The following is a 16195-nucleotide window of genomic DNA, read 5'->3' as shown; positions in this document are numbered from 1 at the left end:
TAACATAAATAGTATCGTATCTAATTTAAATTGAACAGAGTACGCTTTGTTTATTTCTCTTCGCTTTATACCTTCTATTCCTTGTGTTTTATAAGCTCTTACCCAATCTTGTAGTGGTGTCTTAGAGGGTAGGTTATATTTTTTCGCCAATGATTTATATCCAAGATGGCCATCCAGATACTCGGTGACAAGTTTTAGTTTAAATTCCTCACTATATTTAGCCATAAAAACACCCCCAAAAGTTAGTTGTCTACTCTAACTTTTGGGGGTCGATACCGAATTGGTCTTTTTGACTTTATTTTCCCTTAAAAGAAATCGTAAAAGAATGGATGATTCCCCTGGGACAAGGATTGGAACTTATGGAAGTCCTCCTCCCCAGCCTGAAGTTTTCCCATTTGGAGTAATTCCTCTGGGGTATGCACTCCAAAGATTAATGCTGTGAAATCTTTGATGTCCAGTGAAATCGATGCCTCAATCTTTTCACAAACAACTTCATTTTTATTAAGAACAAAAGTGTTGTTATTCCAAGCCGCTGTCGAATCCGAAATGGAGAATTCAAGTTGATGCGGAAAATCGATCTCTTTTACATATCTCTTCAAGAAGTTTTCAACATCGACGATTCTTGCCATGAAATATTGGTGCTTCTCCACTTTAATTCTTGGGTCCTTCAACATATAGGGTAACACTTCAAAGGGGTTCAATATAAGTTCAGCTTCATTCACCATTGAGTCATGCTGACAAATGAAGTTCCATAAACCAATTCTTGCATCACTTGTAAGTGGAACAAACTCTTCAACCTTCATCTTTTCCTTTTTCACTCCATAAGTAAGGTAGCCGGTTGCTTCCCCTGTATCGTTATAATATATCGCAATCCACAGATCGGTGATGCTCCTTTCCCTCCACCATTTTTTTGAACGTACCAGCATCCCATTATGCTGCTCCGCATAGCGATCATAAATCGATTCCAATTCATTAGGATATGTATCCTTCTTAAATCTCCTGATTAGTCCATTGTAAGGCTTTAATGGTACAAGATCCTTCTTCTCAAGCTGTACCTTGTGGAAAGATGCAAATACTTCCCATCCAAATTTCCGATAAAAATCAATAGAAAATGGATGAAGCATGGATAGGACTGTGCCATCTTCCTTCATCTTCTGTAATGAATGATCCATTAATTGACGCACATACCCTCTTCTTCTGAACTCCGGATAGGTGGCGACTCCGGCAATACCTCCCATCGGATACACGTGTTTACCCAGTTGTACTTGGAGCGGGATCAAATGAAGCTTCGCAGCTAAGTTCTCTTCTTCATATATTCCATACACAGTATGATCTTTAGTCTGTTGAAGGCGTCTCTCTCTGTCTTCACTTGGTACTACATATTGAAAAGCATATTCTGATAATTGTAAGGATTCTTCAAACTGGCCATGGTTTAATTTTGTAATCATTATATCTGCTCCCTTCTACTATCCTACATTCGACGGGGCATTTGCCATTCCCTTTAGTTCTCGCAAAGATTGTTATTTTTAACAACAGGTCTGCTTGAGCTCTGTCTATTAGTATGTGCTTGATGGTGAGGGGAACTGCTTCGCTTTCCGCGGACGTTCGGCCGAGCCTCCTCAGCTTCCGGAAATCAACTACTACTTTCTTCTCTAAGATAGCCACAAGCCTTTAGAAAAGAGCCTAATCAAAAGAAAAAAACCTATTATGTGATTCATCACATAATAGGTTTGTCTTTAATATCCGAGTATTGCCCGAATGACGGAAGTTGTTTCTCCGCCTTTATAGAATACATAAAGGAGCAGATACACAGCGACTCCTGTAATAGCAGTAAAGAACCAGATAAAACTCGTAATCGGTCCCAGCTTACGGTGTCTTGCTAAACGGTCTTTATAGCCGGTCCACAAGCTCATCAGACCAAATACTGCCCCGGTTGTGGCCAATGTTATATGGAAAACAAGGAAAATCGTATAATAAATCTTAATGCTATCGGGACCGCCAAATGACGTGTTTCCAACAAAAATCGTTCTGCTCATATAAATGATGAAAAAGATAAGCGCAAAAATACCTGCAAGTGTCATGGTTTTCTGATGCTGCTCAATCCTTCTCTGTTTAATCTGCCACCAGCCAATCGCAACTGTGACAGCACTTAACACGATAAATGTGGTACTAATGGTAGGTAAAATAGGTAAACCCATCTCTGTTCCTCTCTTTTCTAAAGATAATATGCTATGTATTTAGAGGAATGACGTTCATCATCCCTTCATACGTTACTGTTCTGTCAATTTAGGATCAACAGGATCATAGGATAGCTTTTCTTGTTTCTCCTGATCTTTGCGATACCATTGAAAAAACAGGTTGAACAGCATAACTCCAAATACAATCTCCTGAACAATTTTCATGATCACTCCGCCAAGCTGTTGATCATTTTGTGTAGACATATCGGTAAATAACTCCGGCCCAGTCAACGTCAACCCTTCCAGAGTATTCACAGGTACACATAGTGCCAACGCTTTAAGAAACTCCTGTGGATCATAATAAGGGGCATATAAAGGATTCTGCGCAAAAATGATCAAACCGCATGCCGGAGTCAATAAGACTGCACTCCCAAGAATATACCCAATACGCTTGAGGCCGCTTAAGTCAATATCGTCATCCACTGGATTTAGTAAAGGCCACCACATAAATAAAGATAATAAGAATAGAATAACGGTTGCCAAACCGTGAAGAGTGGCATCAGTTCTGACATTATCAAATACTAATGGGATATGATAAATCGAAAAGATGATATTGAAAGACAGTAAAGAGATCAATGGTTTTGTCATAAACTTAAAAACTTGCTTAACCACCGGTAACTCAACTGTAGCTTTCCAGACCCATTTAGGAATTCCCATTACAAGCAGTGGAGTGACCACTAAATATAGTAACGCCATTTGTGCCATGTGAGCAGAAAATAAAATTGTGCTCATAATTTCTACCGGCGAACCCTTAATTCCATATAGTAGAATCATTGCTAGAATAAAATAAGTGGCTTCTTTGCTGGTCAATTTTTCACTTTCTTTAAAACTGTCTCTCCATTTGACAGTGACCAAGAAATACACGACCGTAATAAATACTAAAGCCAAAATAAAGAATGGGCTCCATAAAGCCATAAAACCAAAAATACCCAAAGGCATTTGCTCACCTCATTTCACATTTAACACCTACACCCATTATACTGACAACCCTCCCCCACTTCAACGGAAGGTAATGACAAGTTCTTGACAATTAGAAAAGCGGAGGGGCTTTGCACAGAGGCGACAAGCATAAGACGAACATACCGGAAAGGCGTTTTTGCCTTTTTGGCAGAATTGGCTTATGACCTCGAGGGCCTAGCCGCTGGAGCTGGACAATGAAAAGCGGAGCCGACTGGGTAGCTACGACAAGCACATTGGGAAAACCCAAACTCTACAAAAAAAAGCCAGCCATCCGGCTGACTTTTTCTTTAGATCCATACAATCGTTACAAATGCTAAAACTGTGATAAATGCAACAAGTGCACCAGAGTACAGGAATAATGCAGGAGCTTCATGACCTTTATGACTCATATGCATGAAGTAATAAAGTTGAAAAATTAGTTGAACAACTGCAAGTAAGAGGATGAAAGGTACAATAAAGTACTTATCAAAATCTCCTGCTACTGCAATGAACGCCACCAATGTTAAGAAAATCATTAACATGAAGGATGTAACCTGCATTCTCATGTCTTCTGCATTTTTCTTACGGCGATATTCGTAATCTACACTTGGGTTACCTGAATTTGATTGTTGATTCGCCATCAGTTTATCCCACCATTCCCATTAAGTATACTACTGTAAAGATAAATACCCATACAACGTCGATAAAGTGCCAGTATAGAGAAGCTAAATAGAACTTTGGAGCATTGTAAAGGTTTAAGCCACGTTTAGCGTTACGAAGCATTAAGCTTACAATCCATAGAAGACCGAAAGCTACGTGTCCTCCGTGGAATCCAACTAGTGTGTAGAAGGCTGAACCAAATGCACTACTAGTAAAAGTATGCCCGTATTCGTGTACGTAATGATTAAACTCATAAATCTCTAATCCAAGGAAAGCTGCACCTAGAAGGACTGTGACTAATAACCATGCCTGCATGCGTTGGAAGTTATAGTTCTTCATATGGTACATTGCATAAACACTTGTAAGAGAACTTGTTAGAAGTAACATAGTTGCAATAAATGCAAGTGGTAAATCAAAGATGTCAGCAGCAAGTGCATGACTGTCACTAGGAACTTTGTCTTTAAGAGCTAAATATGTTGCGAAAAGAGATCCGAAAAGAACCGTTTCTCCACCAAGGAAAAACCAAAAGCCCATAAACTTGTTTTTCCCCTCAAGAGTTGCCTTTTCAGGGGAGGCGGGCCAGGTCTTTGGCGTGAATTTTTCTTCAGCATGCATTATGCCTTACCCCCTTTATCATCATCCATTAAATCTTCTTTATGAACATGATATCCATGATCATCAATTACAGAGCGGAAGAACATTGCACCTAATGTGATAAGCATTCCAATTACCAGAACAGGGATTGCCCATGCTTTATCACCATCCGGATGATACATAGCACCAAATGCTGCTATGAATAAACCGAGTGAAATGATTACCGGTAAAATCGAGTTATTCGGCATATGGATATCTCCGATAGGTTCTGCCGGTGTTAGATCTTTTTTACCTTCCATTTTTTCTAACCAATAAGCATCTAAACCACGGATAAGCGGAGTTTGCTTAAAGTTATAGAATGGTGGTGGTGATGGAATCGCCCATTCAATGGTACGTCCGTCTCCCCATGGGTCATTAGAAACTTTAACCCCTTTAACTTGAGTGATGATGACGTTAACAAGAAGTACAATAACCGCGACTCCCATGAAGCCTGCTCCAATAGAAGAGATCAAGTTTCCAGTTTCTAACCCTTGACCAGGCAAGAACTTCCAAATTCGACGAGGCATACCCATTAAACCAAGGAAATGCTGAATAAAGAATGTTAAGTGGAATCCTATAAAGAATAACCAGAAAGCGATTTTCCCTAAGAAATCGTTTAACATTGTACCGAACATTTTTGGCCAGTAATAGTGAGTACCTGCCAATAAGGCAAATACTACCCCACCAACGATAACGTAGTGGAAATGGGCAACAACGAAATACGTATCATGGAACTGATAGTCAGCTGTTGCAGCTGCATTCATGATTCCGGTTACTCCACCTGCTACGAAAGTAGGGATAAACGCTACTGCGTAGAGCATTGGAGTAGTGAAGCTGAGACTTCCTCCCCACATCGTAAGGAGCCAGTTAAAGATTTTGATACCTGTTGGAACAGCAATGGCCATTGTCGCAACGGCGAAGATGGCATTGGCGATTGGTCCAAGACCTACTGTAAACATATGGTGAGCCCAAACCATGAATCCTAAGAAACCGATAAGTACGGTCGCAAATACCATGGATGAGTAACCGAATAAACGTTTTCTAGAGAAGTGCGGAATGATCTCAGAGAAAATTCCGAAAGCAGGTAATACAAGGATGTATACCTCAGGGTGACCAAAAATCCAGAAGAAATGCTCCCAAATAATGGTGTTACCGCCATTCGCTACATCAAAGAAATTCGATCCGAACATACGATCAAATAACATTAAGAATAATCCTACCGTTAAAGCAGGGAAAGCGAATAAAATAAGTGCCGAGGTAACAAATACTGTCCAGGTAAATAGCGGCATACGCATGTATGTCATACCTGGAGCACGCATATTAATGATGGTTACAAGGAAGTTGATCCCACCTATTAATGTACCTGCACCTGAAATCTGTAACCCCAGTACATAGAAATCAATTCCATGTCCTTTAGATGCCATTGAGAGTGAAGCATATGAAGTCCACCCGGCATCTGGTGCTCCACCTAAGAACCATGAAAGGTTAAGGAAAACTCCACCTGCGAAGAATAACCAAAAACCTAATGAATTCAGGAAAGGAAATGCAACGTCACGAGCACCGATTTGTAAAGGTACAACCGCATTCATGAATGCGAATATTAACGGCATGGCCGCTAAGAAAATCATCGTTGTACCGTGCATTGTTAAAACTTCGTTGTATAAGCCGGCACTAACAAAGTCATTGTTAGGAACAGCAAGCTGTATACGAATGATAAGAGCTTCTAATCCACCGACTAAGAAGAAGAATCCTCCAGCCATAAGGTAAAGGATGGCGATCTTTTTATGGTCTACTGTTGTTAAATAGTCCCAAACAGTCGCGCCGAAGCCTTTTTTCTGTGCATAGCTACTCACGATTAAACCTCCCTTTAACTAATCCCCAATTAATCTTGAACTTTTAATCCCATCAGATATTCTGCAAGGGCATCAAGTTCGTCTTCCTGCAGGTTACCATATGTACCTGTCATTTTGTTACCTGGCTTATACTGCTCAGGGTCTACCAGCCAATTTTTCAGCTCTTCTTCATTGTGATCCAGAATACCTGCGATCCGAGTACGCTCACCAAAGTTTGCTAAATTAGGAGCAAGACGAGCTGATTCCGGACGTCCATCCTGAGGGGATACTGCGTGACAGCTTAAGCATTTTTGGTTGAAGATTTCTTGTCCTTGTTGTGCTATATCAGAAGATGGTTTAGGTTCTCCTGCATTTTTCATATCTTCTACCCATGCCGTAAACTCGTCCTTAGGAAGCGCTTTTACTTTAAAGTCCATTAAAGCATGGGAAGGTCCACATAGCTCAGCACATTTTCCGTAGAATAATCCGCCTGCTTCTTTAGACTTTTCTCCATCAAATTCAAGGAAGAATGTGTTTACGTTATCGACGTTTGTATCAATCTTTCCTCCAGCAGCTGGAATCCAGAAAGAGTGCTTAACGTCAGAAGCTGTAACATTGAAGTAAACCCTTTGATCGGTTGGTACCACTAAATCCTGTGAAGTGATGATTTTTTCATCCTCATACTCAAATTCCCACCAGTAAAGATTAGCGCGAACGTTTATAACTAAAGCTTCGCGATTACCATCTGCGTCTTTTTTATCCATAGCCTTTGTATCAGCTAATTCGAAAGTAGACGTTACGGTCGGAACAGCCAGGATAAGAAGAAGGATTATTGGAATTACTGTCCACACGATTTCAAGAGTGTGACTTCCTTCAACTTGTTTCGGGATAGTAGTATCTCCCTTTTTTCTACGGAAACGAATAATCGCTACCATATAGACGATGACTACTACAATGATTACTAATACCATTATTAATGTAGACAGTATCATTAAATCATATTGTGACTGTGCTACTTCACCAGCTGGCTGTAATGTGGAGAGAAATGGCTCTCCACAACCAGAAAGAACTAGCGCTAACATTGCTACAATTGAGAATAAGCGCCACTTAGATAGCCTTGCTTTCATAGCTTAATCAAACCCCTCTTTCATGTAATATACTTTTGAATAAAACAAGGACTCATAAAAAATATCTATTTGGATTTCTTATCAGAAAGAATTCCCACTAATCTTATAGTACGGTAACGATAACCATCGCTACGAACAAGATAGTTAAATAATTTAGTGAATAGACAAACATAAGTTTTGACCACTTAATATCATCTTTCATTTTGTAACCTGCGAGTCCCAGTGCAAGCCAGCCAATATTAAAGGCAGTTGCAAGGATAAAGAAGAACATTCCTAAATCCATCAAGAAGAATGGCAGCGGCAGTAAAGCTGCAACCCATGCAACGATATGATGCTTCGTTGTAGCAAATCCCTTTACTACGGGAAGCATCGGTATATTCGCTGCCCTGTATTCTTCCACTCTCTTCATCGCTAAAGCGTAGAAATGAGGCGGCTGCCAGATAAACATCATTAGGAACAGAACCCATGCGATGATATCCAGATTTGCATCTACAGCTGACCAACCGATTAGTGGCGGGACTGCACCTGAAATACTCCCTACAATTGTGTTGCTCACGTATTTCCTCTTAGACCACATTGTATATAATACAACGTAACTAAATACCCCAATGATTCCTATCACACCTGCAGTGACGGTAGTCATAAATAACATTATGATTCCCACTACAATCATAATTAATCCCAAAGACAAAGCTTTAGGTGCATTGATCTTACCAGTTACGGTAGGACGTCCCTTCGTACGTTCCATAAGAGGATCGATGTCTCGATCATACACATTATTTATGGAGCAGGAACCCGCGATAATAAGGGAAGAACCTATCAACGTCAGGAACATCGTATCAAGAGAATTTAGAAAGTGTGTATTAGTAAAGTAAAAAGCTAACCACATACCTGTAAAGGTTGTAATTAAGTTTGAATTAACGATACCAATTTTGATTAGTGCTAAAAAATCCTTCCAAGCAGTTGAGGTTGTCAAATCTGCTTCTTGAGCGTTAGTCATCATTCGACTAGACATACTCTTCCTCCTCTCTATAAAAAGCCAGAGGCCAGTTACCACCTCTATACTATATAGGAAATGATTCTCTATTTCTATATCCATCTGTTATTTCATGACACAGATAAGAAATAGTATATATGCTATCAATATTATATTAAACCATATATTTTTTCCTTTTTGGGGGAGAATTAGACAATAATGTGAAGAAATTGTGAAGAAAGAAAAACGCAGACGTTTCTTCATATTTCTACAAACATTTTAAACCCATCATACCATAAAACGAAGCTAAGCGCTTACAGATTTTGTTTTTCTGCAAATTAGTCATTATCTACTAATAGTTATTCTCTTCATATAAATAATTATCATGCTCATAATTCTGTAACATTTTATCGGTTGAGTTTTATTGGCCTTTTAGGTATTATCGTAGGGGCATATATATTTTTCTACTATATTTATAAATTAGAAAGTGTGTAGAGTCTATTAATTAAGAAGGTGAATAGATTGCATAAAGGTGTCCACAAAGGATTAAAGTGGCTTGCCGTTCTCACTACTCTTGGTATGTTATTTGTTCTATTGGGAGGAGCCCTCGTTACGAAGACCGAATCTGGTATGGGCTGCGGACGATCTTGGCCATTATGTAACGGACAATTGATTCCAAGCGATATAACGTTCGAGCTTGTCATAGAATTGGCACACCGGGTTGTCTCCGGTGGTGTAGGATTATTAGTATTGGCATTATCGATATGGTCATGGAGAGCGATTGGATATAAGCGTGAAACAAAATTCCTTGCTGCACTCTCTTTCTTTTTCTTAGTATTACAAGGTCTAATCGGAGCTGCCGCTGTACTCTGGGGGCAATCAGACTTCGTACTTGCACTGCATTTTGGGATTTCTCTTATATCATTTGCTTCAATTCTATTGTTAACACTTCTAATTTTTGAAGTCGATCAGAAATTTGATGCCAACTCATTGGTCATTAATAAACGTATGAGATTCCATACAATAGGAGTCACTTTATATAGTTATATTGTTGTCTATACCGGTGCTTTAGTCAGACACACGGATTCGAGCTTAGTGTGTAAAGATTGGCCGTTATGTGTTAACTCATCTCCGGGTCTTCCAACCAATCTGTATGAGTGGATTCAAATGGGGCATCGGGCAGCAGCAGGACTCATATTCTTATGGATTGCTTATATCACATATATTGCGATTAAAGAGCATAAGCACCAAAAGGTTATTTATTGGGGATGGATCATCGCCTTTACGCTGGTATCCCTTCAAGTCATGTCCGGAGCACTTGTGGTGTTCACAAGATTAAACTTAGGTATAGCTTTATTGCACGCTTTGATCATCTCTTGTCTATTTGGGCTACTCTGTTACTTTATACTGCTCATCTCAAGAAGTAAGCTGAAAGCATAACAAAAAAAAGGATTCCGGCCATAACCGGAATCCTTTTTTGTTTATGCTTTTTGAACTTCTATTAATAGGTCACCAGGGCTAATGGCATCACCATTTTGCACATAGATGTCTTTCACTACCCCTGCAAACGGAGCTTGAACGGTCGTTTCCATTTTCATGGCTTCGGTGATCATTAAGTGATCCCCTTTTTCGACCGACTCTCCTTTTTCTGCAATTACCTTAATCACGGTTCCAGGCATGGAAGCACCAATATGAGTCTCATTTTTTGCGTCAGCCTTCACCTTGGCTGCTACTGTCGATTTAATGCTTTCATCTTTTATCACAATTTCACGAGGCTGACCATTCAGTTCAAAGTAGACGATTCGTGTACCATCTGCCTGCGCCTGCCCAATGGAAACAAGCTTGACAATAAGTGTTTTCCCGGTTTCAATTTCAACCTCAATCTCTTCACCAAGTCTCATTCCGAATAAGAAAGTAGGCGTATCTAGAACGGAAATATCACCGAATTGATCCATTGTATGCGCGTATTCCATAAACACTTTAGGATATAGAGCATATCCAAGAGCATCGAAACTAGTGACAGGGCGTTGCAGTTCTTCGAAAAGCTTTTCTTTGAGTGCTGTGAAGTCCACATCATCAAGGAGCTCCCCAGGTCGAACGGTTAATGGAGTGCGCCCTTTCAGAATCACTCTTTGTAAGTCTTTCGGGAAACCACCATGAGGCTGCCCCAAATACCCTTCGAATAATTCCACCACTGAATCAGGGAAATCAATCTTCTCCCCTTTTTCGATCACATCTTTCTCGGACAGATCATTCTGCACCATGAACAACGCCATATCCCCGACAACTTTTGATGAAGGAGTAACCTTTACGATATCCCCAAAGAGGTGGTTGACCCTTGCATACATTTCTTTAACTTCTTCCCAGCGATGCCCGAGTCCTACAGCTTTAGCCTGCTGCTGAAGATTACTATATTGTCCCCCGGGCATTTCGTGCTTGTATACCTCTGAATGCGGTGACATCATCCCGCTTTCAAAGTCTGTATAGTATTTTCGAACGTCTTCCCAATAGTGGGACAGAGTCTCAAGTGAGTTAATATCTAAATTAGGTTCCCTTTCGGTTCCTTTCAATGCGTAGTAAAGTGTATTGGCACTTGGTTGAGATGTTAATCCAGACATCGTGCTAAGAGCTGTGTCGACAATATCCACACCTGCTTCAACGGCTCTTGCGTATGTGTATATACCGTTTCCACTTGTATCATGGGTGTGTAGGTGGATAGGCAGACTTACCGTATCTTTCAGTTCTGAAATTAGCCGGTAGGCTGCCTGTGGTTTTAAGAGCCCTGCCATGTCTTTAATCGCTAAAATATGCGCTCCGCTTGCTTCTAACTCTTTTGCCAGATTCTTATAGTAATCAATACTATATTTGGTCCGGGTAGGATCTTCAATGTCTCCTGTATAACAAATGGCTGCCTCGGCGATTTTCCCACTTTGTCTTACCGCATCAATGGCTACTTCCATCCCCTTAACCCAGTTTAAACTGTCAAATATCCGGAAGACGTCAATACCTGCGAATGCTGATTTCTCAACAAATTCTTTTATGACATTATCAGGATAGTTCTTATATCCAACGGCATTTGATGCTCTCAAAAGCATTTGGAATAGTACATTGGGAATGTCCTCTCTCATTGTTAATAATCGATTCCAAGGATCTTCCTTTAGAAAACGGTAGGCAACATCAAACGTTGCCCCTCCCCACATTTCATAGGAGAACATATTAGGAAGCAAGTGAGATGTCGGTTTTGCAATTTGCTTCAGGTCGTTTGTTCTGACCCGCGTAGCCAATAAAGATTGGTGCGCATCCCGGAAAGTTGTATCAGTCAGGAGCACTGAGTTTTGTTCCTTGACCCAATCAACCAACCCTTCAGCACCATGTTGATCTAAAATTTGCTTTGTCCCAGGCTTAAAGTCTTGTTTTAAGTCGAGAGCAGGAATCCTAGGCTTAGTGAATACAGGCTTTTTCTTCTTTTCGATTCCAGGGAAACCATTCACGGTTACATTTCCGATATAAGAAAGCATCTTCGTACCACGGTCTTTTCGTTTCGGAAAAATAAACAGTTCAGGTGTCGTGTCAATAAAGGATGTATCATACTTACCTGTAATAAAGTTTTCATGCTTAACGACATTTTCGAGGAAAGGAATATTCGTTTTGATTCCACGGATTCTAAATTCTTGAAGATTTCTGACCATTTTGGATGCAGCTTGTTCAAATGTCAAAGCCCACGTGGACAGTTTAACAAGAAGTGAATCATAGTATGGAGTAATGACGGCTCCCTGGAACCCGTTACCTGCATCCAATCGAACCCCGAATCCGCCGCCTGAACGGTAAGCCATGATCTTCCCTGTGTCAGGCATAAAGTTATTCAATGGATCTTCTGTTGTCACACGGGACTGAATGGCAAACCCATTTGTCCGGATTTCTTCTTGAACAGGTATGCCAAGCTTACTGCTGTGTAGAGCATGACCTTCGGCAATCATTAATTGCGATTGGACAATATCCACTCCGGTAACCATTTCCGTAATCGTATGCTCTACTTGAACACGAGGGTTTACCTCGATGAAATAGAACTGCTCATTTGCAACCAGGAACTCAACCGTCCCTGCGTTCACATACTTTACATTATCCATCAACCGGACGGCTGCCTCACAAATATCCTCTCTCAGCTGATCACTCAAGGATACGGATGGTGCTATTTCAACTACCTTCTGGTGTCGTCTCTGGATGGAACAATCACGTTCATATAAGTGAATAATATTTCCGTCTTCGTCCCCAAGAATTTGGACTTCTATATGTTTAGGATTCTCAACAAATTTCTCAACATATATTTCATCATTACCAAATGCTGCTTTCGCTTCAGATTTTGCGCGTTCGTATGCTTCCTTTAAGCTTTCCAGGTTACGGACGATACGCATTCCCCGTCCTCCGCCACCTAATGAAGCTTTGATGATGATCGGGAATCCATGGTCCTTCCCAAAGCTAATGACTTCTTCAAGCGTTTCTACAGGTCCATCTGTTCCAGGAATAACCGGGATATTGGCTAATTGGGCCTGATGACGTGCCTTTACTTTGTCACCGAACATATTTAAGTGCTCTGAATGTGGCCCTATGAAGGTAATCCCCTCTTCTTCACAACGTCTTGCAAAATGAATATTTTCGGACAAAAAACCGTAACCGGGGTGGATGGCATCGACATCGGCGTTCTTTGCGATTCGAATGATCCCCTCTATATCTAAATAAGCATCAATTGGTTTCTTTCCTTCTCCTGTCAGGTAGGCCTCATCAGCTTTATATCGATGATATGCTCCCGAATCTTCCTTACTGTAAATGGCGACGGTTCTAATATTCAGCTCCGTACATGCACGAAACACACGGATGGCAATTTCACCGCGATTTGCTACTAATACTTTTTTGATTTTCTTCAATACACTCTCTCCTTTAGGCTATTCATGATTGAAATTCTCTGTAAAGCAGTCTATGAAAAAAGGGCTGACCCGAAAGATAAAGAAGTATCTTAGGGGGCAGACCCTAGACTTAGAGTTTTAGATACTCTATCAAAGTGACCTACATTTTTACACCATATATTTTTTTGCTATTATCCATATTCTCCGAAGGAAGGCCATTTTCCTTCTTTATTTTATATTTTTCTTCATATTTTACAAACATCGACACATTCACAAGGACACCCATCGACAAAGATAGCACTAATAGCGATGATCCTCCATAGCTGATGAATGGAAGTGGAACACCTGTAATCGGAATTAATCCGGATACCCCTCCTAAATTAATGAAGGCTTGAATCCCGATCATACTGGATATTCCGATGGCCAGCATCGTTCCAAAAGGGTCCTGACATTTAACTCCCGTATATATCCCCCGAAGCACGATATAAGTGAGTCCGAGAATGACAAAGCTTACACCGAATACACCTAATTCTTCAGCAATGATAGCCATAATGAAATCCGTTTGTGGTTCAGGAAGATAACCCAGTTTTTGAACACTCTGGCCTAAACCAAGCCCTTTTACCCCTCCAGAACCAATGGCAAGGTATGAGTTCACTAAGTGGTATCCTTCCCCTTGGGCATATTTAAACGGTGATAAATACGCTTCAATCCTGCTAAGTCTTTCTCTCGTAAAAATAAAGCCTCTTGCCAGGTATATGACCGGTGACAGTACGATCAAGAGACCTACTCCCAAACCAGCCAGTTTGGAGAATGTTTTAAAACTGATCCCTGAGCAGGAAATAACGATTGCTCCAATGGCAAAAATAATAGCCGCCGTACCAAAGTCAGGCTCTAAAAAGACTAAAAAACATATAAAACCTAAAAATAGTAATGGCGGGGCAAGGCCCTTATTAAAATCATCTATGTATGCCTGTTTCTTGGAGTAAACAGAGCCAAGATAAATAATGACTGCAAGCTTGGCGAACTCCGATGGCTGAATGGGCATGAAACCTAAATTAATCCAGCTTTTTGCGTTGTTAACTTCATAACCGAAAATATGTACCCCAATTAATAATCCGATTACGATAAACATGAGTCCCTTGATTATTTTCCCTACTTGGAATGCTTTGTAAGGAAACCATGCTGCTAACGTAAAGGCAAAGAACCCGATAAGAATATTGATCATCTGCCTTTTATAGAAATGGTCACTTTCCCAACCAAATCGTTCTACAGCCATGACCATACTCGCACTATAAATCATTACCAGACCAAACAGACAAAGAAATACATATACAGCGATTAACGAATAATCATAGGACTTTGCTATTTTTTTAATCATGACATTTCAATCCTTTTTCTCTTATATCATTTAAATTAATCCCAACCAGTCAGAATCTTTAACAAAAAAACTCAAACAACAGATCTATGTATTGTTTGAGTTGTCATGACTATTTTACTTTTTTGTAGATGCTTCATGAAGGGCAGAAAGTTGTCTTTCTAAAGAATCAATCAGCTCTTTTCCATCTTGATCATCTACTAATCCTAAACGGACTGCAAATTCTATTTCACGAGATAATCCGAACATTTGGGTATCCAATACTTCCTCATAAAGAGGACATTGGGGCATCGTTAAATTATCCATTTGTACTTTAATAAGTTGTAAAATCTTTTCTGCGTCGGCCTTTAGCAGTTCATAGGCTTTTTCTCGATGATTAATTGTCATTTCTGACGCCACAGTGATCCCCCCATTCCGAACAAATAGCTTTCCTGTCTTAAAATTTTATCGTTAAATCAGAGAAATTGCAAGAAAAATAAGTGTATTCCCAGGGATTCTATGACAGAAATTCGAATTATTATTTCGGAGGGATCCTCATGAAATTTCTTTTATAAATGCCTATCCGGAACTCGCTGGCGTGACCATTCGTTAAAAAATACTCCAGGAATATTCATCACTTAGCATTTCAAGGAGCTTTAGTCCTGCACTGCTATTCCCGACGGTATCTAGTGCAGGACCAAAGATTCCGATTCCACACTTCCCGGGTACAGCACCCATTATTCCACCTGACACTCCACTTTTCGCCGGAATACCCACTTTAATGGCAAATTCTCCGGAAGTATTATACATCCCGCACGTAACCATGAATGTTTTACAAATTCTCGCAACATCTCTCGTAATAATTTCGCGCCCGCTTTCAGGGTCAACGCCATCATTGGCAAAAACTGCCCCCATCTTAGCAAGGTCGACACAGCTCATTTCCACCGCACATTGTTTTGTATAGAGAACAAGTAAATCTTCGACATTTCCGGTAATCACACCGTGCTGCTTCATATAATAACAAAGCGATCTGTTTAAATTGGCTGTTTGAAGTTCTGAATAAGCCACATCTTCATTATATGATACCGTGTCTCCGGTCATATGATTGATGAACTCTATTAATCGTCCCCACTTTTCGATTCCTGTGTTTCCTTTAATCATATTCGTGACTGCGAGTGCACCTGCGTTGATCATCGGATTTAGGGGTTTGGAGGGCTTATGTGTTTCGAGTTTCGCTATGGAATTAAAAGGATCACCAGTAGGCTCCATGCCAACCTTAGAGAAGACATGCTCCTCCCCGTAATCCATTAAGACAAGAGCAAGAGTGATGACTTTCGATATACTTTGCAATGTGAACTTCTTTAAATGATCTCCTGCATAACAGGAATGATTTTCCAAAGTATATATACTTATCGCCAAATCACTTGGATTTTGATCCTTTAGAGCAGGTATATAATCTGCAACCTTTCCTTCAGCTGCAAAAGGTCTTGCTTTCTCCACTAATTCTTCCAACAGCTCCTGAGTTTTTATCACTAT

Annotated in this window: 14 protein-coding genes; 1 reads left to right on the top strand and 13 read right to left on the bottom strand. The window is 40.3% G+C overall.

The window, feature by feature from the left end; translation table 11 throughout:
* The 9 genes from F0342_RS24000 to cyoE all read right to left on the bottom strand — a co-directional run.
* Positions 1–225, bottom strand: a 225-nt coding sequence (locus F0342_RS24000; protein ID WP_149158210.1) for a helix-turn-helix domain-containing protein, incomplete at its 3' end; no start/stop codon positions are given.
* 80 nt (positions 226–305) lie between these two features.
* Entirely contained in the window at positions 306–1448 is a 1143-nt protein-coding gene (locus F0342_RS23995) for a GNAT family N-acetyltransferase (RefSeq protein ID WP_149158238.1), read from the bottom strand.
* A gap of 288 nt (positions 1449–1736) precedes the next feature.
* A complete protein-coding gene (locus tag F0342_RS23990) occupies positions 1737–2198 on the bottom strand; it encodes a DUF420 domain-containing protein (protein WP_148968624.1) in 462 nt (153 codons plus the stop codon).
* A 72-nt stretch (positions 2199–2270) separates the two neighbouring features.
* Positions 2271–3176: a cytochrome c oxidase assembly factor CtaG gene (ctaG, locus tag F0342_RS23985; RefSeq protein ID WP_149158237.1), complete on the bottom strand. Its 906-nt coding sequence runs from the start codon at positions 3174–3176 to the stop codon at positions 2271–2273.
* A 308-nt stretch (positions 3177–3484) separates the two neighbouring features.
* A complete protein-coding gene (ctaF, locus tag F0342_RS23980; RefSeq protein ID WP_044337517.1) occupies positions 3485–3817 on the bottom strand; it encodes a cytochrome c oxidase subunit IVB in 333 nt (110 codons plus the stop codon).
* Between the two features lie 4 nt (positions 3818–3821).
* Complete coding sequence (locus tag F0342_RS23975; protein WP_044337518.1) at positions 3822–4451, bottom strand: cytochrome (ubi)quinol oxidase subunit III; 630 nt, start codon at positions 4449–4451, stop codon at positions 3822–3824.
* Positions 4451–6322, bottom strand: a complete 1872-nt coding sequence (gene ctaD / locus F0342_RS23970; RefSeq protein ID WP_149158236.1) for a cytochrome c oxidase subunit I — start codon at positions 6320–6322, stop codon at positions 4451–4453. The genes F0342_RS23975 and ctaD overlap by 1 nt, the downstream gene beginning before the upstream one ends.
* A 29-nt stretch (positions 6323–6351) precedes the next feature.
* Positions 6352–7428, bottom strand: a complete 1077-nt coding sequence (coxB, locus tag F0342_RS23965; RefSeq protein WP_149158235.1) for a cytochrome c oxidase subunit II — start codon at positions 7426–7428, stop codon at positions 6352–6354.
* Positions 7429–7531: 103 nt separating this feature from the next.
* Entirely contained in the window at positions 7532–8443 is a 912-nt protein-coding gene (gene cyoE, locus F0342_RS23960) for a heme o synthase (protein WP_149158234.1), read from the bottom strand.
* Between the two features lie 483 nt (positions 8444–8926).
* Here cyoE and F0342_RS23955 point away from each other — a divergent pair, with 483 nt between their 5' ends.
* Positions 8927–9844, top strand: a complete 918-nt coding sequence (locus F0342_RS23955) for a COX15/CtaA family protein (RefSeq protein WP_262481873.1) — start codon at positions 8927–8929, stop codon at positions 9842–9844.
* A 41-nt stretch (positions 9845–9885) separates the two neighbouring features.
* On the opposite strand, the gene pyc is transcribed toward F0342_RS23955, so the two are convergent.
* From pyc to glsA, 4 genes are all read right to left on the bottom strand, one after another.
* Complete coding sequence (gene pyc / locus F0342_RS23950) at positions 9886–13326, bottom strand: pyruvate carboxylase (protein ID WP_149158233.1); 3441 nt, start codon at positions 13324–13326, stop codon at positions 9886–9888.
* A gap of 139 nt (positions 13327–13465) precedes the next feature.
* Positions 13466–14683 (bottom strand): FtsW/RodA/SpoVE family cell cycle protein, encoded by a 1218-nt coding sequence (locus F0342_RS23945; RefSeq protein WP_149158232.1) that lies wholly within the window; start codon positions 14681–14683, stop codon positions 13466–13468.
* A gap of 114 nt (positions 14684–14797) precedes the next feature.
* On the bottom strand, positions 14798–15079 hold the full coding sequence (locus tag F0342_RS23940; RefSeq protein ID WP_113968349.1) for an Fpa/YlaN family protein: 282 nt from the start codon (positions 15077–15079) through the stop codon (positions 14798–14800).
* 189 nt (positions 15080–15268) lie between these two features.
* Positions 15269–16195, bottom strand: a complete 927-nt coding sequence (glsA, locus tag F0342_RS23935) for a glutaminase A (RefSeq protein ID WP_262481874.1) — start codon at positions 16193–16195, stop codon at positions 15269–15271.

This window comes from Bacillus sp. CH30_1T (assembly GCF_008364765.1).
In the GTDB taxonomy this organism is placed as follows: Bacteria; Bacillota; Bacilli; order Bacillales; family Bacillaceae_B; genus Rossellomorea.
The sequence above is the reverse complement of the archived record's forward strand: the minus strand, read 5'-3'. Positions and strand labels throughout refer to the sequence as shown.